At 43.2% G+C, this 20,750-nt stretch carries 22 protein-coding genes, 1 tRNA gene and 1 pseudogene; 13 read left to right on the top strand and 11 right to left on the bottom strand.

The features are described 5' to 3' along the window. Positions 1-30: 30 nt before the first annotated feature. Positions 31-192 carry a hypothetical protein gene (locus F941_RS16535; protein ID WP_018572987.1) on the bottom strand — a complete coding sequence of 54 codons (162 nt, stop codon included), beginning with the start codon at positions 190-192 and terminating at the stop codon, positions 31-33. Beyond that, positions 185-1,228: an NAD(P)H-dependent flavin oxidoreductase gene (locus tag F941_RS09325; protein WP_005010497.1), complete on the bottom strand. Its 1,044-nt coding sequence runs from the start codon at positions 1,226-1,228 to the stop codon at positions 185-187. The genes F941_RS16535 and F941_RS09325 overlap by 8 nt, the downstream gene beginning before the upstream one ends. 256 nt (positions 1,229-1,484) lie before the next feature. Here F941_RS09325 and F941_RS09320 point away from each other — a divergent pair, with 256 nt between their 5' ends. Further along, positions 1,485-2,006, top strand: a complete 522-nt coding sequence (locus F941_RS09320; protein WP_005010496.1) for a hypothetical protein — start codon at positions 1,485-1,487, stop codon at positions 2,004-2,006. A 63-nt stretch (positions 2,007-2,069) separates the two neighbouring features. Here F941_RS09320 and F941_RS09315 read toward each other — a convergent pair whose 3' ends face one another. The 3 genes from F941_RS09315 to metK all read right to left on the bottom strand — a co-directional run bounded on the left by F941_RS09315 (position 2,070) and on the right by metK (position 4,962). Further along, on the bottom strand, positions 2,070-2,774 hold the full coding sequence (locus F941_RS09315) for a VIT1/CCC1 transporter family protein (RefSeq protein WP_005010494.1): 705 nt from the start codon (positions 2,772-2,774) through the stop codon (positions 2,070-2,072). 122 nt (positions 2,775-2,896) lie between these two features. Continuing rightward, positions 2,897-3,241: a hypothetical protein gene (locus F941_RS09310; protein WP_005010492.1), complete on the bottom strand. Its 345-nt coding sequence runs from the start codon at positions 3,239-3,241 to the stop codon at positions 2,897-2,899. 554 nt (positions 3,242-3,795) lie between these two features. Next, on the bottom strand, positions 3,796-4,962 hold the full coding sequence (metK, locus tag F941_RS09305) for a methionine adenosyltransferase (RefSeq protein WP_005010491.1): 1,167 nt from the start codon (positions 4,960-4,962) through the stop codon (positions 3,796-3,798). A gap of 689 nt (positions 4,963-5,651) precedes the next feature. Between metK and tkt the strand changes: the two genes are divergently transcribed. Continuing rightward, the gene (gene tkt, locus F941_RS09300; protein ID WP_005010490.1) at positions 5,652-7,640 is read left to right on the top strand and encodes a transketolase; all 1,989 of its coding nucleotides are present in this window, start codon (positions 5,652-5,654) and stop codon (positions 7,638-7,640) included. A 162-nt stretch (positions 7,641-7,802) separates the two neighbouring features. Continuing rightward, positions 7,803-8,018, top strand: a complete 216-nt coding sequence (locus tag F941_RS09295; protein ID WP_005010489.1) for a hypothetical protein — start codon at positions 7,803-7,805, stop codon at positions 8,016-8,018. Between the two features lie 70 nt (positions 8,019-8,088). On the opposite strand, the gene F941_RS09290 is transcribed toward F941_RS09295, so the two are convergent. The 3 genes from F941_RS09290 to F941_RS09280 all read right to left on the bottom strand — a co-directional run bounded on the left by F941_RS09290 (position 8,089) and on the right by F941_RS09280 (position 9,165). Beyond that, entirely contained in the window at positions 8,089-8,484 is a 396-nt protein-coding gene (locus F941_RS09290; protein ID WP_005010488.1) for an OsmC family protein, read from the bottom strand. A gap of 139 nt (positions 8,485-8,623) precedes the next feature. Next, complete coding sequence (locus tag F941_RS09285; RefSeq protein ID WP_005010487.1) at positions 8,624-8,866, bottom strand: nuclear transport factor 2-like protein; 243 nt, start codon at positions 8,864-8,866, stop codon at positions 8,624-8,626. A 38-nt stretch (positions 8,867-8,904) separates the two neighbouring features. After that, positions 8,905-9,165 carry a hypothetical protein gene (locus F941_RS09280; protein WP_005010486.1) on the bottom strand — a complete coding sequence of 87 codons (261 nt, stop codon included), beginning with the start codon at positions 9,163-9,165 and terminating at the stop codon, positions 8,905-8,907. Between the two features lie 271 nt (positions 9,166-9,436). Between F941_RS09280 and F941_RS16230 the strand changes: the two are divergent. Together F941_RS16230 and F941_RS09270 are read left to right on the top strand one after the other, a co-directional pair. After that, a pseudogene (locus F941_RS16230) lies at positions 9,437-9,883 on the top strand (GNAT family N-acetyltransferase). A gap of 134 nt (positions 9,884-10,017) precedes the next feature. After that, positions 10,018-10,614: a YceI family protein gene (locus F941_RS09270; RefSeq protein WP_005010484.1), complete on the top strand. Its 597-nt coding sequence runs from the start codon at positions 10,018-10,020 to the stop codon at positions 10,612-10,614. A gap of 72 nt (positions 10,615-10,686) precedes the next feature. On the opposite strand, the gene F941_RS09265 is transcribed toward F941_RS09270, so the two are convergent. Then, positions 10,687-11,313, bottom strand: a complete 627-nt coding sequence (locus F941_RS09265; RefSeq protein ID WP_005010482.1) for a threonine export protein RhtC — start codon at positions 11,311-11,313, stop codon at positions 10,687-10,689. A 140-nt stretch (positions 11,314-11,453) separates the two neighbouring features. Beyond that, positions 11,454-12,164 (bottom strand): glutamine amidotransferase, encoded by a 711-nt coding sequence (locus tag F941_RS09260; RefSeq protein WP_005010480.1) that lies wholly within the window; start codon positions 12,162-12,164, stop codon positions 11,454-11,456. Between the two features lie 422 nt (positions 12,165-12,586). Between F941_RS09260 and F941_RS09255 the strand changes: the two genes are divergently transcribed. Beyond that, on the top strand, positions 12,587-12,865 hold the full coding sequence (locus F941_RS09255; RefSeq protein WP_005010478.1) for a hypothetical protein: 279 nt from the start codon (positions 12,587-12,589) through the stop codon (positions 12,863-12,865). Between the two features lie 74 nt (positions 12,866-12,939). Here the strand turns inward: F941_RS09255 and F941_RS09250 are convergent, their stop codons facing one another. After that, on the bottom strand, positions 12,940-15,042 hold the full coding sequence (locus tag F941_RS09250) for a TonB-dependent receptor plug domain-containing protein (RefSeq protein ID WP_005010476.1): 2,103 nt from the start codon (positions 15,040-15,042) through the stop codon (positions 12,940-12,942). A 464-nt stretch (positions 15,043-15,506) separates the two neighbouring features. On the opposite strand from F941_RS09250, the gene cysS reads away from it, so the two are divergent. The 7 genes from cysS (at position 15,507) to lptB (ending at position 20,676) form a co-directional block, all read left to right on the top strand. Then, the gene (gene cysS / locus F941_RS09245; protein WP_005010473.1) at positions 15,507-16,928 is read left to right on the top strand and encodes a cysteine--tRNA ligase; all 1,422 of its coding nucleotides are present in this window, start codon (positions 15,507-15,509) and stop codon (positions 16,926-16,928) included. A gap of 65 nt (positions 16,929-16,993) precedes the next feature. Beyond that, positions 16,994-17,069 (top strand) — tRNA-Gly (locus F941_RS09240). Positions 17,070-17,270: 201 nt separating this feature from the next. Further along, a complete protein-coding gene (locus F941_RS09235) occupies positions 17,271-18,248 on the top strand; it encodes a KpsF/GutQ family sugar-phosphate isomerase (RefSeq protein ID WP_005010471.1) in 978 nt (325 codons plus the stop codon). Positions 18,249-18,251: 3 nt separating this feature from the next. Beyond that, complete coding sequence (locus F941_RS09230) at positions 18,252-18,791, top strand: KdsC family phosphatase (protein WP_005010468.1); 540 nt, start codon at positions 18,252-18,254, stop codon at positions 18,789-18,791. A 40-nt stretch (positions 18,792-18,831) separates the two neighbouring features. After that, on the top strand, positions 18,832-19,374 hold the full coding sequence (gene lptC / locus F941_RS09225) for an LPS export ABC transporter periplasmic protein LptC (RefSeq protein WP_005010465.1): 543 nt from the start codon (positions 18,832-18,834) through the stop codon (positions 19,372-19,374). After that, positions 19,364-19,930, top strand: a complete 567-nt coding sequence (lptA, locus tag F941_RS09220) for a lipopolysaccharide transport periplasmic protein LptA (RefSeq protein ID WP_005010464.1) — start codon at positions 19,364-19,366, stop codon at positions 19,928-19,930. The genes lptC and lptA overlap by 11 nt, the downstream gene beginning before the upstream one ends. Beyond that, positions 19,930-20,676, top strand: coding sequence for an LPS export ABC transporter ATP-binding protein (lptB, locus tag F941_RS09215; protein WP_005010462.1), 747 nt, complete (start codon positions 19,930-19,932; stop codon positions 20,674-20,676). Before lptA ends, lptB begins: the two co-directional genes overlap by 1 nt. Positions 20,677-20,750 lie beyond the last annotated feature (74 nt).

Genomic DNA, 20,750 nt, shown 5'->3' with positions numbered 1-20,750 from the left:
TATCCCTATTTTTAGGTATTTTTCAATATTTTAAAAACTTAGGTTTACCTTGTGACCAAGTTTTGCAATTCCTTTTGCTGTTTTTGCATAAATAAATCGACAGTTTTCAATTGCTGATGAAAAAATGCTGAAAACAGAACCGGCTATTTTCAGCTGAATAGCTGTCAAAAATACAAGCTGGCGCTCAGGCAAAATTCATTTCCAGCACCAGCTGATTAATCAGGTCAGCCGCCTCTAATTCACGGATCTGCGCTACATTGCTGCCGGCCCAGAATGCGCCAAAACCATGATCGCCTTGCTGTGATGCGGCTGCATGCAGCTGTTTGCCGATATCATAGGCATAAGGATAAGCGGGAACTGACGGTCTGTCGGGCGTATCAATATCCATGTGCCAATGATTGATTAATCCCCGCGCAGGGCGGCCTGAAATACTGGCTGTGATTTGGGTGATTGGCTGGTCAAACAGCGCTTTGCGATAGGCGCCATTGGCGTTGGAGCTTTTGCATTGAACAAATGCAGTGCCAAGCTGTACGCCATCTGCGCCCAAATTAAGCAAACCCTTTGCCTGCTGGCCTGACATAATTCCGCCGGCTGCCACGATTGGCAGCTGACAATGCTGTTTAAATAATTGAACTAAATCAGCAGTTCTGACACTGCTGTCAAAGCTTTCATTGAAGATGCCCCGGTGTCCGCCAGCTTCTATGCCTTGCGCAATAATGATATCGATGCCTGCCGCTTCAATTGCTAGAGCTTCCGCCAAATTTGTTGCGGAAACCATGGTCAGAATGCCCGCGGACTTTAAAGCCAGAATCTGATGTGCATGCGGTATGCCAAAATGGAAACTGACGGCTTGAGGGCGTGTTTCCAAGATCAGCTGTAAAAAGTCATCATTATCTAAAAAGCTTGGGTAGATACAATTCAGCTGTGCCGGAGGCATTGCGCCGTATGTATTGAATTGGGGTTTAAGGTAGTCAATCCATTGCTGAGCCTTATGCGGATCTAAAACCGCGGGCTGATGGCAGAAAAAATTAACTTGAAAAGGCTGATCTGTCAGTGCTTGTGTTTTTAAAATTTGATCCCGTGCAGAGGACACCGTACTGGCGCCTAAGCCTAAAGCGCCTAAACCGCCTTGATTGGAAACTTCCGCGGCCAGTTCAGGTGTTGAAACGCCCGCCATTGGCGCTAAAAAAATTGGGTGTTTAATGCCCAAATGTTTTAATAAGCTCATGCACTTATCTCCTTGTATCTCTTCACTTTGCCCAAGGAGCGTGCATTAAGCAAATTATATTCGCTATTTTTTCGGAGAATAATATATAGGACGCTTGCTGACAGTTGCTGTATGGTGAGCTCCAAATTTAAGGGCAGGGTATTGGCTATATTGAAAATAGCCGCTGCGAAGCTTTGCTGAACATGGAGTTTCCCTGTTCAAATATGCGATTTCAGGCATAATGGCGCGCAAGATTGAAATTAAATTTAGGGTAGATATGAAGCGAATTGCCGCTGCTGCAGTATTTTCCAGTGCGCTATTTACGGCGTGTTCCAATCAAGAGCCGCAACAGCCGGCGGTGAATGAAGCAGCATATGCAGCCAAAGATGCGCAAGATTTACAGCAGAAAATCAATCAGCTGAATATGCAATTTTCTGAAGATTTTAAGCGCTTTAAGCAGGCAGAAAGTTTGGCTTTTTCAGATCAATCGGTTTTAGATGTGAATAATTTAAAAACCCTGAATTTACATACAGTCAGTTCGACTTCGTTAAAACCCAGCAAAGAAGCTTATTGTAAAATGATGAACGCTTATTTCAATGAGCTGTACCGTTTAGGGCATTTTAATTTGAATCAGCTTGATGGGGTGAAGATGAACAATGCGCCTGCATCTAACCTGAAAAGCAAATTTGCCAATGCAGACGCTTTCTATACCTTTATTTTGGAAGAGCATACAACATATAAGCAAGCGCAGCTGGGGATGGGTTTTGGCTGCAACTTGCGCGGGGCTTTAACCCCCTAACCCATTGCAGAAATATACATTTAGCTTGGGATAATGGAGCGCTGGCTGCTTATCATGGTTTACCTACGGCATTGCTGAAACATTGAATAAAGAACCTATCCAGCTGGAAAACAGCATCGCCGCGATTCCCCATGCAGTAACCCGGATAGCGCCTTTGAGCAGAGGTGTCCCTGCAGCATAACTGGAAAGTGCGCCAAGGCATGCAAGGGATAATATGCCTACAATCATCACACTGACAGATATATATTGATCTGGGCTAAGCAATATGGAAAACATTGGAAATAGTGCGCCAACGGAGAATGCCAGTGCGGATGAACCTGCTGCCTGCAAAGGATTGGCGGAGGTGTTTTCATGAATGCCGATTTCATCACGGGCATGTGCTTCTAATGCATCTTTTTCTGTTAATTGCAGTGCAACCTCATGTGCCAGTTCCGGAGTCAAACCGCGGAGAATATAGATTTGGGTCAGCTCCTTTAATTCATGGTGCGGATTTTTTTCCAGTTCTTTGGCTTCCATGTGAAGGTCAGCTTCTTCAATATCAACTTGAGACTTGACTGAAATATATTCGCCAGCCGCCATTGAGCTTGCGCCAGAGATTAATCCTGCAACACACGTGATGAGTAAGGTATGTGATGATGCGCCGCTGGCAGCCATGCCCATAATAAGGCTGGTGACTGAAATAATGCCGTCGTTTGCACCCAATACTGCTGCGCGGAGCCAGCCAGTGCGATGAATATAATGTTTTTCACTATGATGTGATAATGGCATGAAGCGTACTCGTGGCGTTCATTTATTGTATAAAGAACATAATTAAGTTGAGGATGCAAGCTCACAACTCTGATTTGATGAAAAAAAAGCCTTCATAAAGAAGGCTTTTTTATGAAACTGATTTAGTGCTGCGCTTTTTCTTTCACGTCAGCTGCACCTTTTTCAACAGCGGCGGCGGCATCAGCCGTTGCTTCTTTAGTGACTTCTTTTACATCATGAGCAGCGGCCTCAGTTTTAGCAGCCGCTTCATCAGCTGCTGCATCAATTTTAGCTGCAGCGTGATCAGCAGCGGCTGTAGTTTCAGATGCGGCATGATCTGCTGCATTCTTAATGTCATGAGTTGCTTGGCTGGCTGCATTTTCTAAATGTTCACCAGTAGTCGCGCCGGTTTCAGGCGCTTTTTCTTTGTTACAGCCTACAAGCGCAACAGTAGCGGCCAAGCCTAAAGCAACAAGTAATTTATTCATTGTGTTATTCCTCTTTTTGTTATGCCCGTAGCATGGGCTGAAAAATATATTAGCCGAAAGAACAATCAAGATCTGAACGAAAATTGTTGATTAAGTGTAATTTTTTATTTTTTAGTGTTGACCTCTTTATCTATTCTAAGAATCTAAATCGCATTAAAACTTCAATTGTTGCTGGCAATAAAATTGATGCATAGACATTTTTGATCCAGTCATTCAGTAAAACTTTTACCGCGATGGCAGCATCTGCCGAATGCCGCCATCATTTATCCAGTTGCTGCGTTTGGCAATTGCAACTCTCAAGGATGCTATCAACACTTTGTAAAGTCAGATTCACTGTGTATTCAGTTTATTTGACAGCATGGGGGTACTGAAAGTAGGGAAAGGCTGCCATGACGATATGCAATTCTTCATCAGAACAATGCATGATAAATTCACAGTCATTTTGTTTTAGATTGGTATTTTTTAGGGAATTTGAGTCAAATTTTGAACGCACAGATAAATTGAGGCGATAAAAAAGCCTACATAAATGCAGGCTTTAGGGACGGCAAGAAAAATTAAAGGCCAGCAGATGCTTTAAGCGCTTCAACTTTGTCTGTTTTTTCCCATGTAAATGCAGTATCTGAACCTTCACGGCCGAAGTGGCCATATGCCGCAGTTTGTTTATACATTGGCTGAATGAGGTCAAGCATGCGGGTAATGCCATATGGGCGAAGGTCAAAATGCTCACGAACCAATTGAACAATCAATTCATCGGACACTTTGCCAGTGTTGAATGTGTTGATTGAAATAGATGTCGGTTCAGCAACGCCAATCGCATAAGACACTTGAATTTCACATTTGTCAGCAAGACCGGCAGCCACAATGTTTTTGGCTACATAACGGCCAGCGTATGCAGCAGAGCGGTCAACTTTCGATGGATCTTTACCCGAGAAAGCGCCGCCGCCATGGCGCGCCATGCCGCCGTAAGTATCGACAATGATTTTACGGCCCGTTAAACCGCAGTCGCCTACAGGACCGCCAATCACAAACAGCCCCGTTGGGTTGATGTGGAATTTAGTGCCCGCATGAAACATTTCAGCTGGAATAATTTTCTTGACGATTTCTTCAATCACCGCTTCTTTAAGGTTGGATTGAGAAATTTCAGGATCGTGCTGAGTTGAAAGCACAACAGCATCTAAGCGTACAGGCTTGCCATTTTCATAAGCAAAAGTCACTTGGCTTTTTGCATCTGGACGCAACCAAGGCAGTGTGCCGTTGCGGCGCAATTCTGCTTGCTTTTCCATTAAGCGGTGAGCATATGAAATCGGGGCAGGCATTAAAACATCAGTTTCGCGGCTTGCATAACCGAACATTAAGCCTTGGTCGCCCGCGCCTTGATCTTCAGGTTTTTGACGGTCTACACCCTGTGCAATTTCAGGAGACTGCTTGCCGATCATGTTGATCACGGCGCAAGTTGAACCATCAAAACCCAAGTCAGTGTGATGATAGCCAATGCCATTTACGGTATGGCGAACGATTGCTTCAAAGTCAACGTTGGCAGTTGTTGTGATTTCACCAGCAAGTACTACAGCACCTGTTTTTACAAGCGTTTCACAAGCAACCCGTGCATAAGGGTCTTCTTTTAAGATTGCATCCAGAATAGCATCACTGATTTGGTCAGCCATTTTATCTGGATGGCCTTCGCTTACAGATTCCGAGGTAAATACAGCGTACTCGCGCATAAGTCCTATCACAGTTAAATTTAAAAGACGCGATATGTTACATCGAGTTGCTTTAAAGGACTAGCGCAAGACGATCAAAATGGGTGAATTTATTTCAATTTATTGACTTTTTATTTGATATGAGCATCTAAAAAATTGATAAACACGTTGAAAGGAGCAATTCACTGTAGAGCTAGAGCTGCTTTAAAATTATCGCGTTTTGGCTGTTTTTGACAGGATAATTCTGAATTATGTTTCATAATTAATTGAAATATAATATTTAAATTTAACTTTTCTGTGAATTTCTTTTATCTGTGAATTGGGAAGATTGAGCGCGCATCAGATATTGCTCACCTTTTACGGTAAAAAATGAATTTTATTCATTTATACCTTAAATTATTGTTATTTCATTAAAATTTTTAGCGGTATGGCGTAACTTTAAAGAGGTGATATTGGTGTTTAAGTTGTTTTAAGCTGCTGTTTCAGCGAATATTTTTAAATATTCTGTATAAAATAGAAAAAAATGAGTTCTGCTGCTGATTGCAGTGGAAAGCTGTTCAACAACTGAACGAAGAGGGTTTTGATTACGATTTATTCGTGAAAAATTCGACCTTAGTCTTTACCCTGTACGCTTTTTTTAAGACAATGTACGGCAGTTTTGAATTGTTATTCATTTTATTCTTTTAAACGATTTATTTGGACGCTGACCTATGACAACCCCACTTAATGAACGCCGGATTGCAAACGCAATTCGTGTATTGGCAATGGATGCTGTGCAAAAGGCTAATTCAGGCCATCCAGGCGCGCCAATGGGGATGGCAGATATCGCTGATGTCGTTTGGCGTGAATTTTTGAACCACAACCCAACAAATCCGCAATGGGCAAACCGCGACCGTTTTGTATTGTCTAACGGCCATGGCTCTATGCTGCAATATGCGCTATTGCATTTAACCGGTTATGATCTTTCTATCGAAGATTTAAAATCTTTCCGTCAGTTGCACTCAAAAACTCCAGGTCATCCAGAACTTGGCTATGCGCCGGGTATCGAAACAACAACAGGTCCATTGGGTCAGGGTATTGCTAATGCCGTGGGTTTTGCACTTGCTGAAAAAACGTTAGCAGCGCAATTCAATAAAGAAGATATCAAAGTTGTAGATCACTTTACTTACTGCTTCTTGGGCGATGGCTGCTTGATGGAAGGTGTTTCACACGAAGCGTGTTCATTGGCGGGTACTTTGGGCCTAGGCAAATTGATTGCTTACTATGACGACAACGGCATCTCGATTGACGGTGAAGTAGAAGGCTGGTTCTCTGACGATACAGAACAGCGCTTCTTGGCATACGGCTGGCAAGTGATTAAAGTTGATGGCCACGACAGCGATGCTTTGCGTGCGGCAACTGTTGAAGCGCAAGCTGAAACTGCAAAACCGACATTGGTTATTTGTAAAACCATTATCGGTTTAGGTTCTCCAAACAAACAAGGTAAAGAAGATTGCCACGGTGCGCCGCTGGGCAATGACGAAATTGCTTTGACTCGTGAAGCATTAGGCTGGACGGAAGGCCCGTTTGAAATTCCTGCTGATGTATATGCAGCTTGGGATGCTAAAGCCAAAGGTACTGCGTCTGAAGCGGCTTGGAATGAAACTTTTGCGGCTTATGCAGCAAAATATCCGGCTGAGGCTGCTGAACTGAAGCGCCGTTTAAATGGTGATTTGCCTGCAGAATTCTTGGCACAGGCGGATGCGTATATTGCTGAAGTGAATGCAAAGGCGGAAACCATTGCGACGCGTAAAGCAAGTCAAAATGCGATTCAGGCATTTGCACCATTGCTTCCTGAAATTCTAGGCGGTTCTGCTGACCTTGCGGGTTCTAACTTGACCCTTTGGAAAGGCGCAGAAGGCGTTGAAACTAATCCGGCAGGCAACTATGTTCACTACGGTGTACGTGAGTTTGGTATGACTGCAATCGCCAATGGTGTTGCGCTGCACGGCGGTTTCATTCCTTACGTTGCAACATTCCTGATGTTTATGGAATATGCGCGTAATGCAGTGCGTATGTCTGCATTGATGAAACAGCGTGTGATTCATGTATATACTCATGACTCAATCGGTCTAGGTGAAGATGGCCCTACACACCAGCCTGTGGAGCAGATCGCATCTTTACGCGGTACACCAAACTTAAATACTTGGCGTCCATGTGACACAGTTGAAGCCTCTATTTCTTGGAAATCTGCTTTAACCCGCAGCGAAGGTCCGACTGCATTGATCTTCTCTCGTCAAAACTTGCCATTCCAAACACGCACAGCAGATCAAATTGCTGACGTTGCCAAAGGCGGTTATGTGCTAGCGAAAGAAAAAGGCGAATTAAAAGCTATCATCATTGCAACAGGTTCAGAAGTTTCATTGGCCATGGATGCTTACGCTCAATTAGACGGCGTGCGTGTGGTTTCTATGCCATGTGCTGAAGAATTTGTGAAGCAAGATGCGGCATACCGTGAAGCGGTACTTCCATCTGCAATCCGTGCGCGTGTTGCGGTTGAAGCTGCACATGTGGATTACTGGTGGAAATTTGTTGGTTTAGACGGCAAAGTGATCGGTATGACCACTTACGGTGAGTCTGCGCCTGCAAAAGACTTGTACCAATACTTTGGTATTACGGCTGATGCAGTTGTTGCAGCGGTAAAAGAAATTACAGCTTAATCGCTTAAGATTAACTGGCAAAAAGGCGCCCCGAACATTGGGGCGTCTTTTTTATGTTTAGATAACGATATTTCAACGAATGATTTAAAACAAAGGTTTAGAATTAATTTATTCATTGAAGTATCCAGCAGAATTGGCAGTATTTGCCAGAGTGAGGAAGAAATGAGCCTTTACGATCAAATTAATGATGAAATCGTTCTAATGGATGCGGGTGAGCAAAAATGGATTGGCGCTGATTTAGAACTTGACGCGATGATGGCGGTTGAGCTGATGCTGCAGGATTTGCAGGAAGACAAAGTCATTAAAATTCGCCGCAAGAATCATGAAAAGCATACAGGGTTAAAGCAAGTTGACCGTATTTTGGTAGAAAAGCTTTAAGCGCTGAAGGTAGAAAAGCCCCATTTGGGGCTTTAATTTTTGCTTGGCATTCCGGAATGCCAAGCAAAAATTAAATTAAAAGTTCAGTTTGAATCTGAATATTTGACGTCAGCAGCTTATGAATCGGGCAATTTTCTGCAACTTTCAGCAAGCGTTTATGCTGCTCCTCATTAAAGTCGCCTTTTAAGACAATTTTACGCACAATGATGTTCTGGCCGGCTTCAGGATTGAGCTGCAGATGCACTTCAACATGATCAATCTGGATGCCTTTGTTATCTGCATACATCTGTAAAGTTACGGTAGTGCAGGCGCCGAGTGCAGAAAGCAGCAGCTGCACTGGATTAGGCGCAGAATCTTGTCCGCCTTTTGCTGCCGGTTCATCAACATGCCACGTATGGCCTTGCGGGTCTGTCAGGGTAACGCGGTAAGGTGTTGTGGTGCTTTGGGCGAGTGCGCTATGAATCATAATATTTGTGCTGTTCTCATGTTATTCATTTTAATATACAAAGGCTGGCCAAGATTAGCGATGCAGCCATTGGATTTAAAGTGATGTTTTTTGTTAAAAAAAGCTCCCCTTAAGGAGCTTTAAAATTTCAAAAAATGTGTTAAGAATTTTTAGACACACTAAAATTCTTTGTGCTGTCTGAATCTTGCTGAATGATCCATTCTCCGCCAACACGGAACGACGTAGCCGAAGCGTAAGTATCTTCCATAAATTGGAAATAAGTAATGAGGCCATCTTTGACGACAGCTTTAATGGCAAAGGGGAACGTGAAGGTATTTTGGGCATGCACAGAGGTATAGGTAAATTGACCAAATACGGCTACAGTTTCATTTTCAGAAATCATATCCGTTACTTGAAAATCGTCAATATTCCAGTAAGTGCCTACATTGGAAAAAGTGTAAATATAGACGTCACGGCCTTGGCTGGAACCTGCCCAGGGTTCAATTTTTTCAGTTCAGGATTGCTGAAATTCAAGGATACATAATCCGCATTTTCAGCAATTAATTTTTCTGCGGCATAAGCCACGGACTCTTTTGCGGTATTTAATAAAAAAGCCTGCACGACGTCTTTCGGCGCTTTGGTCGCCAGTGCCTTTTCAATGGCGTTTAAGGCTGCGGATTGAGCTGTTTCTTGTTCTGACATGAAATTCTCCAAGGTTATGAATGCTGTTTGTTAAATTGTGCTGATGTCAAAATCATAAAGAAAAATTGACATGAAAAAACTTGCCTGCGCAGTAAACAGTTTCCTAAAATCGGGAATATGATGAGAAACAATAAGATGATTCAATTCAAGAATTGAAACTTAAAACATTCAAAATCATGAAAAAGATTGCAGCTCACAATGCAGCGGTTGAAATTAAGTTTTTAAAGCAAATGAAACAGGACATAGATTAAAAAAGGTATGGAAAGAAGATATGAAGCAAGCAATTGAAATCCAGCCGCTGCAGTGCATCAGCAAAGAACAATGGATGCCGCTATGGCAGAGCTATCAAACATTTTATGGCGCAAAACTTTCAGAAGAGGTCAGCTGCAATACCTGGAAGAAGCTATGCAGTGCTGACACACCGCATATGTAAGGCTTTGCCGCGATCAGTGAAAATCAGGCCATAGCTATTGTGCATGTGATTTAGCATGACAGCTGCTGGACGCTTAGGCCGTATGCCTATTTGCAGGATTTATATACCCATGAAGATTTCCGCGGGCAAGGCGTCGCGCGGAGACTGATTCAGCATGTTTATGATGAAGCCATGGTGCGTCAATGTGACCGGGTATATTGGCTGACGCATGAAACAAATCAAACTGCGCAAAAACTCTACGACCGAGTAGCGAAAAAGACAGGATTTATACAATACCGCATGTAATGGGCCAGGCAGCATAAAGCTGCTGGCGTTTACAAATTTATCGTTCTACATATGCAACAAAACGTTTTATCTTTAACGGTGCAATGCGTAAAAAAATCTATAGACTTAATCGTATTCAAAAGTGAGATAAAAACATGAACTTTAAAGTATTAGCAATCGGTTTAGCAGTCGCGTCAGCAACAACATTAACAGTGGCTAAACCTGTTGCATACCAAATTGATCCAACACATACCGCAACGGTATTTACTTGGAATCATTTTGGTTTTTCAACACCATCAGCGAATTTCAGCGATATTCAAGGCACAATTAATGTGGATAATGCGAAGCCTGCAAATTCATCAGTAAATGTGACTATTCCTTTGTCTAGCTTGAATACCAATGTAAAAGCGCTGGATGAGCATTTGAAAACTGCGGACTTTTTTGACGCTGCGAAATACCCGAACATTACATTCCAAAGTACTAAAGTTCAGGCCATCAGTAAAAATAAATACAAAATCACAGGCAATCTAACTGTAAAAGATGTAACTAAGCCTGTAGTTTTAGATGCTGTATTGAATAAGCAGGGTGTACATCCGATGACTAAAGCGGAAACTGTCGGCTTTAATGCAACGACTTCATTTAACCGTTCTGCATTTGGCGTAGGCGCATATGTTCCAAACGTAGGCGACAAAATCACAGTCAGCATTACAACCGAAGCTTCTGTTCCTGCTGCGAAAACTGCCGCAAAATAAGTTTTAATTTCCCTCAATTAAAACGAAAAAGCACCTGAACAGGTGCTTTTTTATTTTGAAAATTTTAAAAAACTAATCACGATTTAAGATCAGCATGCATCCAAAACTGATAAAAATACCGCCCGTAATGCCGTCAATTTTTTTACTGAATTTTTGATAGTAATGATTGATTTTAGGCGCAGAGAAAAGAATCGCAACCAATGCAAACCATAAGAGGCTTTCGGTGAAGATTAAAATCAGCAAAGAGCTTTGCTGGGCAAGCGTTGCATCTGTATTAATCGCTAAAGCAAATACACTGCTGAAATACACCAGCGCTTTAGGATTGGCCATATTGGTAAAGAAGCCCTGCATGAGGAGGGTTTTGCAGGACTTTTGCTCTTTCTGTGCTTCCGCAGCATCAACAGCAGGGCCAGTTTTGCTGTATGCTGATTTAAACAGCTGCACGCCCAAATAGCAGAGATATAAACCGCCGCAGATCATTAAGACCTGCTGCAGCCATGCCATTTTTTGAAATAGGTAATGCAGGCCGCTCATCGCGCATATTGACCATGCCAAAATACTGAGTGAAATGCCTAAGGCCGCAAATAGTGCATGAGTGCGCGATTGGCGGATGGCGCTTTGAGTCACAAAGAAAAAGTCCGGACCTGGGCTGATCAATGCAAAAAAATGAATAAGGGCGATACTGATTAAAGGTGTCATTTGAGCAAAGCCATTTGAAGATAAAACTTTATATGATTTTTTAACAAAAAAAGAAAGTCAAATGACGGATTGCAATCATGATTAGGGAGACTGGAAAACCTGACGCTATGAAAGTCTAGGCAGGTTTTCCATGGACAGCGCTAGCGCTCGATTAATGTTTTCAGCCACTGTGAAAATATTGCCGCGGCTTTATCTTCCAATGCGGATGCGAAAAGGCTGTTGTTTTGACGCAAGGCCGGGATATCAAGATTTGCTTTGCGCAGCTCGCAAGTATGGCCAATCAGCCATTTTTCCATGCTGTCTGCGGCAGCTTCTATATGGAACTGCAATGCTAAAATTTGATTGCCTTTGCGGAAGGCCTGGTTGGGATACAATTCTGAGCTGGCAAGAAGTTCTGCCTGTTCAGGTAAATCAAAGGTGTCGCCATGCCAATGCAGCACAGGAGTGCCTTCCAGCGGAGATAAAATATTGTTGGCTTGGCTGGACAGCTGCAGTTTACTCCAGCCAATTTCTTTAGCGTGGCCTGCATAGACTTTTGCGCCTAAGGCATGGGCAATCAGCTGCGCGCCTAGGCAAATGCCGACAGTCGGTAAATTCTGCTCTAAGCGGGCTTTGAGCAAGTCTATTTCCTGCTGAAGAAAAGGATAGTCTGCTGTTTCATACACACCGATAGGGCCGCCTAAAATAATGGTCAGACCGGGATGCTCAAAGGCTTTGGTCAAATCATCTACGCCAGCCTCAAAATAGCGGACACGAAAACCCTGCTGATAAAATACATCTTCTAATGCGCCTAAATCCTCAAATGCAAGATGTTGAACGGCATAAATAGTGTCTGGAAATGCAGTGCTCATAGCAAATTATTTAATGTGAAGATATTATGGAATTTATCCTGAAAAAGCTCAAATAGAAAGGCTGCATTCGGTCAATTGAATAGAAATCGCTGAGAGTTATAATAAATGCAAAAAAAAGTGACTGCAGGGTAGAAATTAAGTGTAAAGATATTGAGTAAATTCACATTTCTGCAATAAAATAAAAAACACCTTACATTTTTGGCTTAAAATTTATTTAAAGTGTTGAAAATTGGTGAATATATAATTTGAAAATTGATATATATTAATTCAGTCTATAAAAAACTAATGAAAAAACAGATATTAATCTTATACGGCCTAGGTATTATACAAAAAAATAGAATTTTTCAGTTTATGCCAAAAGGAACTTTCTTGATTCTAAGAATATGATTTTTTATTAAAAAAAATACAGGAGTGGCAGTTTTATGGATGTGGAACATACGCGTGATGCAACACTGCTGCATGCGATACATAAAATTTTGCTTAAAGAATGGGATCCGCTTCGGATTCGGCATATTCCTGCAATGCGTGATGAATATGATGATTATCTTCCGAATATATTTAAATTGATTCGAGAAAATTCAAATGAAACAGAGATTTTTGAATATCTATGGTGGATCGAACAGAACATCTTGGAAAAAAAAGGAAAAAAAGAGAATACGTTGCGTGTCGCCAGCTTATTGAAAGATTTACAAAAACTGTAAGGCTCTAAGCTGGAGCTATTGCTTTGATAAAAAAAGCCGATATGCAAATATCGGCTTTTTCTGTAAATGGCGGCTTAGAATTTCTTTTCGACACTCAATAACAGGCTTGGAATCGATTCATTGCTGCGGGCCTGATAGAGGCTGCCGTCACTGACTTTAGTCAGGCGCTCTTTATAATCTGTACTGAAAATATTGCGCGCATTGATCGACGCGGCCCAGTTATTGTCAAAGCGTTTTGTAATGCTTAAATCAACATTGACGCGTTGATTGCTGGTGCGCTCATATAATTCACCGTTGTAATCCTGACTGTTTAATTCACGGGTATACGCCGGCGTATAGCTGGCATTTAAACTGCTGGATACGCGCCAAGGCTGGTAGTTATAGGATAGGCCGGCGCTGGCCGTATAAGGCGCTACATCGCTTGCAAGGCGCTCTGTGCCGTTATCTTCTTCAATTTTTGCCCTCACGGTAGACAGCTGCGCATTCAGCATGAAGGAATGTCCCGCCTCTGTTTGCTTCAATGCATAGCGGCCGGCAACTTCTACACCGTAAGTTGTTGCATTGTCCTGATTGAATGGGCGCTCTACAAATCGGCAGCTTGGGTCATTGGCAGTGGCGCAGCTTTGACCTTGCGCATCTTCACTGCGGATGGCTTTTTCAATGTAGTCATTGATTTCACGGTAATACGCCGTGATATTTACACCGCCTGCGGATGTGTTATAGCCCAAAGTGCTTTCATAGGCATTGATTTTTTCAGGGCGCAAGAATGGGTTGCCGCCTTGATCGGGATTGTTCAATGAGCCTGCATCAATGTCGGTAGATATGGAAACTGCGGGCAGCAGCTGATCTGATTTTGGACTGCGGAACGCTTGGCTGATATTGGTTTGCAGTGACCAGCTGTCTGTGAAATCAAAGCGGTGCGCTAAAACAGGACTCAAATGGCTGTCGCTGTAATCGACCAGTCCTGAACGGTGAATCCATTCCTGACGCGCCCCCAGTGTTAAGCTTTGACGCGGGGTAAAGCGCCAGCTTCCTTCTGCATATAGAGCATAGCGCTGCTCATCTAAAGTATCCGCGGTATTGCTTTCTAACTCGCTGGAACGCAAATCTGTACCAAATTTAATTTGTTTGGTTTCATCAAACTTGCGCACGCCATCATAAGCGAGGCTGTACTCATTGATTTGTTCATCGGTATAGCTTTGGCGCTGACTGGAGCGGGTCAATTCGGTTTCGTTCTGCTGCTCCACGGACAAACGGATTTTATCTGAATTGCCTTTGTCTTTGCGTTCATAGCGGGTATTCAGGCGGATGCTGTCGTTTTTATCCTCCTGAATTTGATCACGCATGCTGCCTTCGCTTTCATTGTTGCGGTAGAACAGTTCTGCCACAAGCTTCTGCTGATCATCAATTGAATATTCAGCGCGTGGGCTCAGCATCTGTGATGTTCTGTTGGTAATGCGCTTTTGTGAAGATGTGATTCCAGATGCATTTTCAGTTGTCGTCACTGAATCTGAGTCGCTCCACATCTGGTTTGCAGACAGGCTGTAGGTCCATGGATCAGTTTTGCCGTCCATTTGCAGCGAGATGTTTTTGCGTTCTTCTTCTTTTTGGCTGGATTTGGCTATGCCGTAGCCTGCGCGGACGGTGCCGCTGATGCGGGTGCCGTCCAGCGGTTCTTTTAAAATGATATTGATCACGGCTGAGGACGCGACAGAAGCTTGTGCAACGCTAGGCTGTTTGACAATTTCAATGCGTTCAATCATGTCGGGGGTGATGCTGTCAACGACTGACATGCCACCGCGCGGGCCGCCTTGCACCGGTTCGCCATTGATGAGGAAGACGGGCGCGCCGCCGCCGCGGAAACGCATGCTGCCATTGCCGCCGCGCGGGCTTTGTCCAGGTGCGGGCATTTGAAAGCCTGCCGCACGGCGCAGGGCATCATTTACACTTTGATCGCCAAATTTTTCCATTTCATCGCGGGTAATAATTGTTTTAGCAACAGCACTGATGTCTGGATCTTTTTCTACCGCTGGCGCTTGTTCAACCTGAAAAGTCATGGTCGGCAGCGTCTGAATAGCTGCAGCAGGAGGCGTGTCCTCTGCCCATGCAGGCATAGAAAGCGCGCATAAAGAAAGTGTTAAAGCGCTGAGTTTGAATGTGGATGGCATGCGTTTCATTATTGGACGTACCAAATGTAATTTTGCGTAAGATTAGTCTAAAAGTATGGAGAAAATTTGAGGAAAACGGCTGAAATAAGATGAATGAGAATTTTTTTTATAAAAAAAATTAAATAGAGTAAAAAATTGAATTCCATACATTTATTAAGGTAATTTGTCTGCTGGAATTAAGCTGCACTTTCTAAAATCTATAAAAACTATTTTGAAATAATGCGTAGCTGTGAAAGTAATTTTATGTAATAGGTTTTTTGATAGGTTCTCATAAGTACGCTGAGGGTGAATGAGTGCAGGCAGGCTGTTGCTATAGACCGATGATGCAAGGCTCTTGGCGCTATAGATCAAGGTATAAAAAGATCTGATCAAATATAAGAAAGATTTATCACAAAATTCTCTTTGAAAACTTTATGAAAAATAATGCTTAGGTTAAGATGACCTATCTTTTGGTAGAAACAATTTAAAGACCTATGCAACCTTTTGTTCTATATAACTCAGAGCAGCGTAAAAAAGTAGAATTTGTACCGCGTAAAGAAGGGCATATCGACATGTATGTGTGCGGTATGACGGTCTATGACTACTGTCATATTGGCCATGCTCGAGTGATGGTTGCATTTGACTATATTATCCGTTTCCTGCGCAGTCAGGGCTGGAATGTCAAATATGTGCGCAATATTACCGATATTGACGACAAAATTATTAAACGCGCAAATGAAAATGGCGAAAGCATTACGGCTTTAACCGACCGATTCATTCAAGCCATGAATGAAGATGCAGAAAACCTAGGCTGCCTGCATCCGGATGAAGCGCCGCGTGCAACCGATTATATTGATCAAATGCAAAATATGATTGGTACGCTGGTCAACAACGGCACAGCTTACCCGTCTAATAATGGTGATGTGTATTTTGAAGTTGAAAAGTTTGCAAAATATGGCCGCTTATCAGGCCGCAAACTGGAAGATATGCAGGCTGGCGCATCTGAGCGTGTCGATGTAGAAGTTGAAAAGAAACATCCATTTGACTTTGTACTGTGGAAGCATGCCAAAAAAAATGAGCCGTCTTGGGCGTCTCCTTGGGGCAATGGCCGTCCGGGCTGGCATATTGAATGTTCCGCAATGTCTACTTGCTGCTTGGGCAACCATTTTGATATTCACGGCGGCGGTTCAGACTTAACCTTCCCGCACCATGAAAATGAAATTGCGCAGTCTGAAGCCTCAACAGGCGAACAGTATGTCAATTACTGGATGCACGTTGGCTTTATTAATGTAGATGGCGAAAAAATGTCGAAATCACTCGGCAACTTCTTCACCATTCGTGATGTGATGGAAAAATTCCATCCTGAAGTCATCCGCTACTTTATTGTGTCTTCACACTATCGCAGCCCAGTGAACTTCTCTGATTTTGCCTTGAAAGAAGCAAAAAATGCTTTAACCCGTTTTTATCATTCATTTAAAGCGTATCAGCAGGCGTATGGCGACAAGACTATTGATACTTTAGATGAGGCATTGGTAGAGCGTTTTAATGCAGCAATGCGGGATGACTTCAATACAGCGGAAGCGATTGCCGTGCTGTTTGAGGTGAACAAAGAACTCAACCGCTCGGTGAAAGAAGAGCAGGCGGATCAAGCCGCTGTGTATTATTCTACATTGCGCCATTTGACCAATATTTTAGGTCTGGTGCAGCAAAACGTAGAGGATTTCTTAAAGTCGGATATTGGGCAAGAAGCGTTGGGATTAACGGAAGAACAGATTGAAGATCTGATTCAGCAGCGTCAAGATGCAAAAAAAGCCAAAGAATTTGCCAAAGCCGACGAAATCCGCCAGTCGCTGCTGGATCAAGGTGTCGTATTGGAAGATACACGCCAAGGCACTATTTGGCGCCGTGCTGATTAATTCGCCAATTGAATGCGTGGGGAGTTGACAACCTTTAAAAACTCTCTATAATGCATTCCCATATTGCGGGAATAGCTCAGTTGGTAGAGCATAACCTTGCCAAGGTTGGGGTCGGGAGTTCGAGTCTCCTTTCCCGCTCCAGAATATGAAAAAACCTTAGTTTTCGGACTAAGGTTTTTTTTTGCGTAAAATTGTTAAAACTGACGATAAGACATTATAAATTGAACATTTATAAACGTTGAATTTATGCAGATATGCTAAAATCAGCTAAATTATTCATAGTGATTGAAGCGCTGCGAGTTCAGCACTAATAAAGGTAAAATGGCTTTGAATCCACCAAATATGCCAAATCAAATTGATTTTCAAAAGGTCGCATTGGAAACCCTCAGCATTGAATGCAATGCTTTGAGCGTACTGGCTGCCGAGATAGATGAACGTTTTACCCAAGCCTGCGAAATTATTTTGCAATGCAAAGGGCGTTTAGTGATTACCGGTATGGGTAAGTCCGGCCATATCGGCCGTAAAATGGCGGCGACTTTTGCATCCACAGGGACGCCGTCATTTTTCATGCATCCCGGAGAAGCGGGCCATGGTGACTTGGGCATGCTGGTGAAAGGTGATGTGCTGATCGCGATTTCCTATTCAGGCAAAAGCGATGAAATTATGATGCTGATGCCGCTGATTAAGCATGTCGGCGTACCATTGATCACGATTTCTGGGCACGATAAAGGCCCAATGCCGCAAAATGCAGATGTGGCATTAACATTAGGTGATATTCAAGAGGCTTGTCCGCTAGGTTTAGCGCCAACTTCCAGCACCACGGCGACATTGGCCTTAGGCGATGCTTTGGCTGTTGCGCTTTTGGAAGCGCGCGGTTTCACTTCGGATGATTTTGCACGCTCTCATCCTGCAGGCGCTTTAGGCAAGCGCTTGCTTCTGCATGTCAAACACTTGATGCATACAGGCGAAGAGCTGCCAAAAGTTGCGCCTGAAACGCCAATGAATAAAGTGCTGTATGAAATTTCCAATAAGCGGCTAGGGCTGACAACTGTTGTCGATGCTGATGACAAGCTTCTCGGAATTTTTACCGATGGCGATTTACGCCGTTTGATTGACAAGCAGCAAGGCTTTGATGTGAATCTGCCTGTATCTGAAGTGATGATTCAGCATCCGTCAACGATTTCAAAAGAAGCCCGCGCAGTAGAAGCGCTAGAGAAAATGAATGCTAAAAAAATCAATCAGTTCATTGTTGTTGATGAAGACAATACCGTGATTGGTGTAATCAGCATGCATGATTTAATTCAGGCTGGGGTAAATTAAGCAATGGCTTCTTATGTATTATTGGAACAGGCTCGTCATATTCAAGCTTTGGTGCTGGATGTAGATGGAATTCTGAGTGACGGCTTTGTAACCTTGACCAATTCGGGAGACGAAATTAAGTCTTTTGATATTCGTGACGGTTTAGGTATGAAACTCGTACAAAAAGCGGGTATTAAAGTCATTATTATTACTGGCCGAAAAAGTAATATTGTTGAAAAGCGAATGTCTGACTTAGGCGTGGACTTGGTGTTTCAAGGCCGTGAGGATAAAGGTACAGCGCTTCGTGAAGCATGTGCGCAGCTGAATTTAGATCCAGGAGATTGCCTGTATATGGGCGACGACTGGCCTGATTTATCTGCATTTGCGATTGCCGGCATGAAAATTACCGTGCCCAATGGCCATGTAGAAGTGCGCCGCCGTGCAGATTTGGTAACACAGGCTTACGGTGGCCGCGGTGCTGTGCGTGAAATTTGCGATATGCTGCTGATGTCGAAAGGCGTTTACCAAGAGATGCTTGAAAAATTTGCCAGCGCACCGCATTAATAACTTAATAATTCATTAAATTTGGATTAAACAACCGCTTATGGATACAAAAGTTTTATACGTTACTGCAATCGCTATTGCGGCTGTAAGCGGCGGTTATTACTATTACAGTGGAAAAGGCAATAAACTCCAAGCCGATTCTGCGCGCAGCATGAAGTATTCTGCAGAGAATATTAATCTGACTCAAACTGATGAGCAGGGTAAGCTGTACATTCGCGCGCAAGTCGACCGTTTAGAGCAGGATTTGCAGCAAAAAACATCACAGCTGGATAATCTGAGAGCATCCACGTATAAAGATGGGCGTGTAGATGCGACATTTTTTGCCAAAGTTGCCAATGGTTATAATGACAATGAAAAAGTTGTTCTAAGGCATAAAGTTGAAGCAACAAAACTGCTGGAAAATGGAAAAATGGTCTTTCTAACAGATGAATTGACTGCTTTTCCAAAAACACGTGAATTAGAAACTGACAAACAGGTTACAGTGCAGACTCCGCAAGCCGAATTTGTCAGTAACGGTCTGAAAGCCAATTTAAATGACGGTCAGTACGAATTTTTTAATATTCGAGGAAAGTATGAACCTTAATCATAAACCACTATTGTCTAACGCTTTCCTAAAACAGGCAGTGCTGATGGGTTCACTTGCACTGTGTTCAGCAGGCGCTTTTGCATTGCCTTCTGACCGCAATCAGCCAATTTCGTTAGTGGCTGACCGCGCGACTTTTAATGAAAAAACGGGTATTACGACTTATACGGGCAATGTCATTATTGAACAGGGCACGATGAAGCTGCAGGCAAATTCCATTGTGGCCAACCTGAATAGCCGTAAAGAAATCAGCACCATTACTGCAACTGGCGGGCCTGCCCGTTTTCAGCAAAAAGTAGATCCTGCTAAAGGCTTAGCTAAAGGCCAAGCGCAAAAGATTGTCTATAATGCTGAAACAGGCATTCTTACCATGTCTGGCAGCGCTTTATTGGAACAGAACGGCGCCAGCATCAAAGGCAATACATTAAAGTACAGCATGAACAAAGGTGATATTGTGGCTGAAGGCACACCAAATAGTTCGGGCTCGTCTTCTGGCCGTGTACAAATCATTATTCCGCCGTCCAGTTCTAAGTCATTCCCGGGAGCGCGTGATTAATGGAGAAACCGCTGAATCAGCCTCAAACCTTATGCATTAAGCATTTAGCAAAGAATTACAGCAAGCGCTGGGTGGTGAAAGATGTTTCATTCAGCATGCAAAGCGGGCAGATTGTAGGATTGCTTGGCCCGAATGGCGCCGGTAAAACCACCAGCTTCTATATGGTCGTTGGCCTCGTGCGCATGGACAAAGGCGAAATCCATTTAGATGATTTGGACATGTCGGACTTGGCTATGCATGAGCGTGCACGTAAAGGCATTGGCTATTTGCCGCAGGAAGCCTCTATTTTTAGAAAATTGACAATTTCTGAAAATATCATGTCTATTTTGGAAACCCGCAAAGACTTAAATAAGCAGCAGCGCCAGCAGCGTCTGGCAGAATTGCTAGCTGATTTTAAAATCACCCATATTAAAGACTCCTTGGGCATGAGCGTCTCAGGCGGTGAGCGGCGCCGTGCAGAAATTGCCCGCGCATTGGCGGCAGATCCGAAATTTATGCTGCTGGATGAACCATTTGCAGGGGTTGACCCGATTTCAGTCGGTGACATCAAAGACATTATCCGGACATTAAAAGACCGCGGCATCGGTGTTTTAATTACTGATCACAACGTGCGCGAAACATTGGCGATTTGCGAGCACGCCTATATTGTCAGTGAAGGTTCCGTTATTGCGGAAGGTTCCCCGCAAGAAATTCTAGAAAATGAAACTGTCCGCAAAGTCTATTTAGGCGATGACTTTACAGTCTAAATGGCAAAAAACCCTCACAAAATGAGAAATGGGTCATTGTTGTGAGGGGGCTTATTCAATAAAATAATAAAAAT

The sequence above is a fragment of the Acinetobacter bouvetii DSM 14964 = CIP 107468 genome (assembly GCF_000368865.1).
GTDB classification, from domain to species: Bacteria; Pseudomonadota; Gammaproteobacteria; order Pseudomonadales; family Moraxellaceae; genus Acinetobacter; species Acinetobacter bouvetii.
This window is presented reverse-complemented; position numbering and strand designations above follow the sequence as displayed.

Bases quoted from the DNA above. Each gene is read 5' to 3' on its own strand.
- F941_RS09325 (WP_005010497.1), bottom strand. From the start codon at position 1,228: ATGAGCTTATTAAAACATTTGGGCATTAAACACCCAATTTTTTTAGCG.
- F941_RS09320 (WP_005010496.1), top strand. From the start codon at position 1,485: ATGAAGCGAATTGCCGCTGCTGCAGTATTTTCCAGTGCGCTATTTACG.
- F941_RS09315 (WP_005010494.1), bottom strand. From the start codon at position 2,774: ATGCCATTATCACATCATAGTGAAAAACATTATATTCATCGCACTGGC.
- F941_RS09310 (WP_005010492.1), bottom strand. From the start codon at position 3,241: ATGAATAAATTACTTGTTGCTTTAGGCTTGGCCGCTACTGTTGCGCTT.
- metK (WP_005010491.1), bottom strand. From the start codon at position 4,962: ATGCGCGAGTACGCTGTATTTACCTCGGAATCTGTAAGCGAAGGCCAT.
- tkt (WP_005010490.1), top strand. From the start codon at position 5,652: ATGACAACCCCACTTAATGAACGCCGGATTGCAAACGCAATTCGTGTA.
- F941_RS09295 (WP_005010489.1), top strand. From the start codon at position 7,803: ATGAGCCTTTACGATCAAATTAATGATGAAATCGTTCTAATGGATGCG.
- F941_RS09290 (WP_005010488.1), bottom strand. From the start codon at position 8,484: ATGATTCATAGCGCACTCGCCCAAAGCACCACAACACCTTACCGCGTT.
- F941_RS09285 (WP_005010487.1), bottom strand. From the start codon at position 8,866: ATGATTTCTGAAAATGAAACTGTAGCCGTATTTGGTCAATTTACCTAT.
- F941_RS09280 (WP_005010486.1), bottom strand. From the start codon at position 9,165: ATGTCAGAACAAGAAACAGCTCAATCCGCAGCCTTAAACGCCATTGAA.
- F941_RS09270 (WP_005010484.1), top strand. From the start codon at position 10,018: ATGAACTTTAAAGTATTAGCAATCGGTTTAGCAGTCGCGTCAGCAACA.
- F941_RS09265 (WP_005010482.1), bottom strand. From the start codon at position 11,313: ATGACACCTTTAATCAGTATCGCCCTTATTCATTTTTTTGCATTGATC.
- F941_RS09260 (WP_005010480.1), bottom strand. From the start codon at position 12,164: ATGAGCACTGCATTTCCAGACACTATTTATGCCGTTCAACATCTTGCA.
- F941_RS09255 (WP_005010478.1), top strand. From the start codon at position 12,587: ATGGATGTGGAACATACGCGTGATGCAACACTGCTGCATGCGATACAT.
- F941_RS09250 (WP_005010476.1), bottom strand. From the start codon at position 15,042: ATGAAACGCATGCCATCCACATTCAAACTCAGCGCTTTAACACTTTCT.
- cysS (WP_005010473.1), top strand. From the start codon at position 15,507: ATGCAACCTTTTGTTCTATATAACTCAGAGCAGCGTAAAAAAGTAGAA.
- F941_RS09235 (WP_005010471.1), top strand. From the start codon at position 17,271: ATGCCAAATCAAATTGATTTTCAAAAGGTCGCATTGGAAACCCTCAGC.
- F941_RS09230 (WP_005010468.1), top strand. From the start codon at position 18,252: ATGGCTTCTTATGTATTATTGGAACAGGCTCGTCATATTCAAGCTTTG.
- lptC (WP_005010465.1), top strand. From the start codon at position 18,832: ATGGATACAAAAGTTTTATACGTTACTGCAATCGCTATTGCGGCTGTA.
- lptA (WP_005010464.1), top strand. From the start codon at position 19,364: ATGAACCTTAATCATAAACCACTATTGTCTAACGCTTTCCTAAAACAG.
- lptB (WP_005010462.1), top strand. From the start codon at position 19,930: ATGGAGAAACCGCTGAATCAGCCTCAAACCTTATGCATTAAGCATTTA.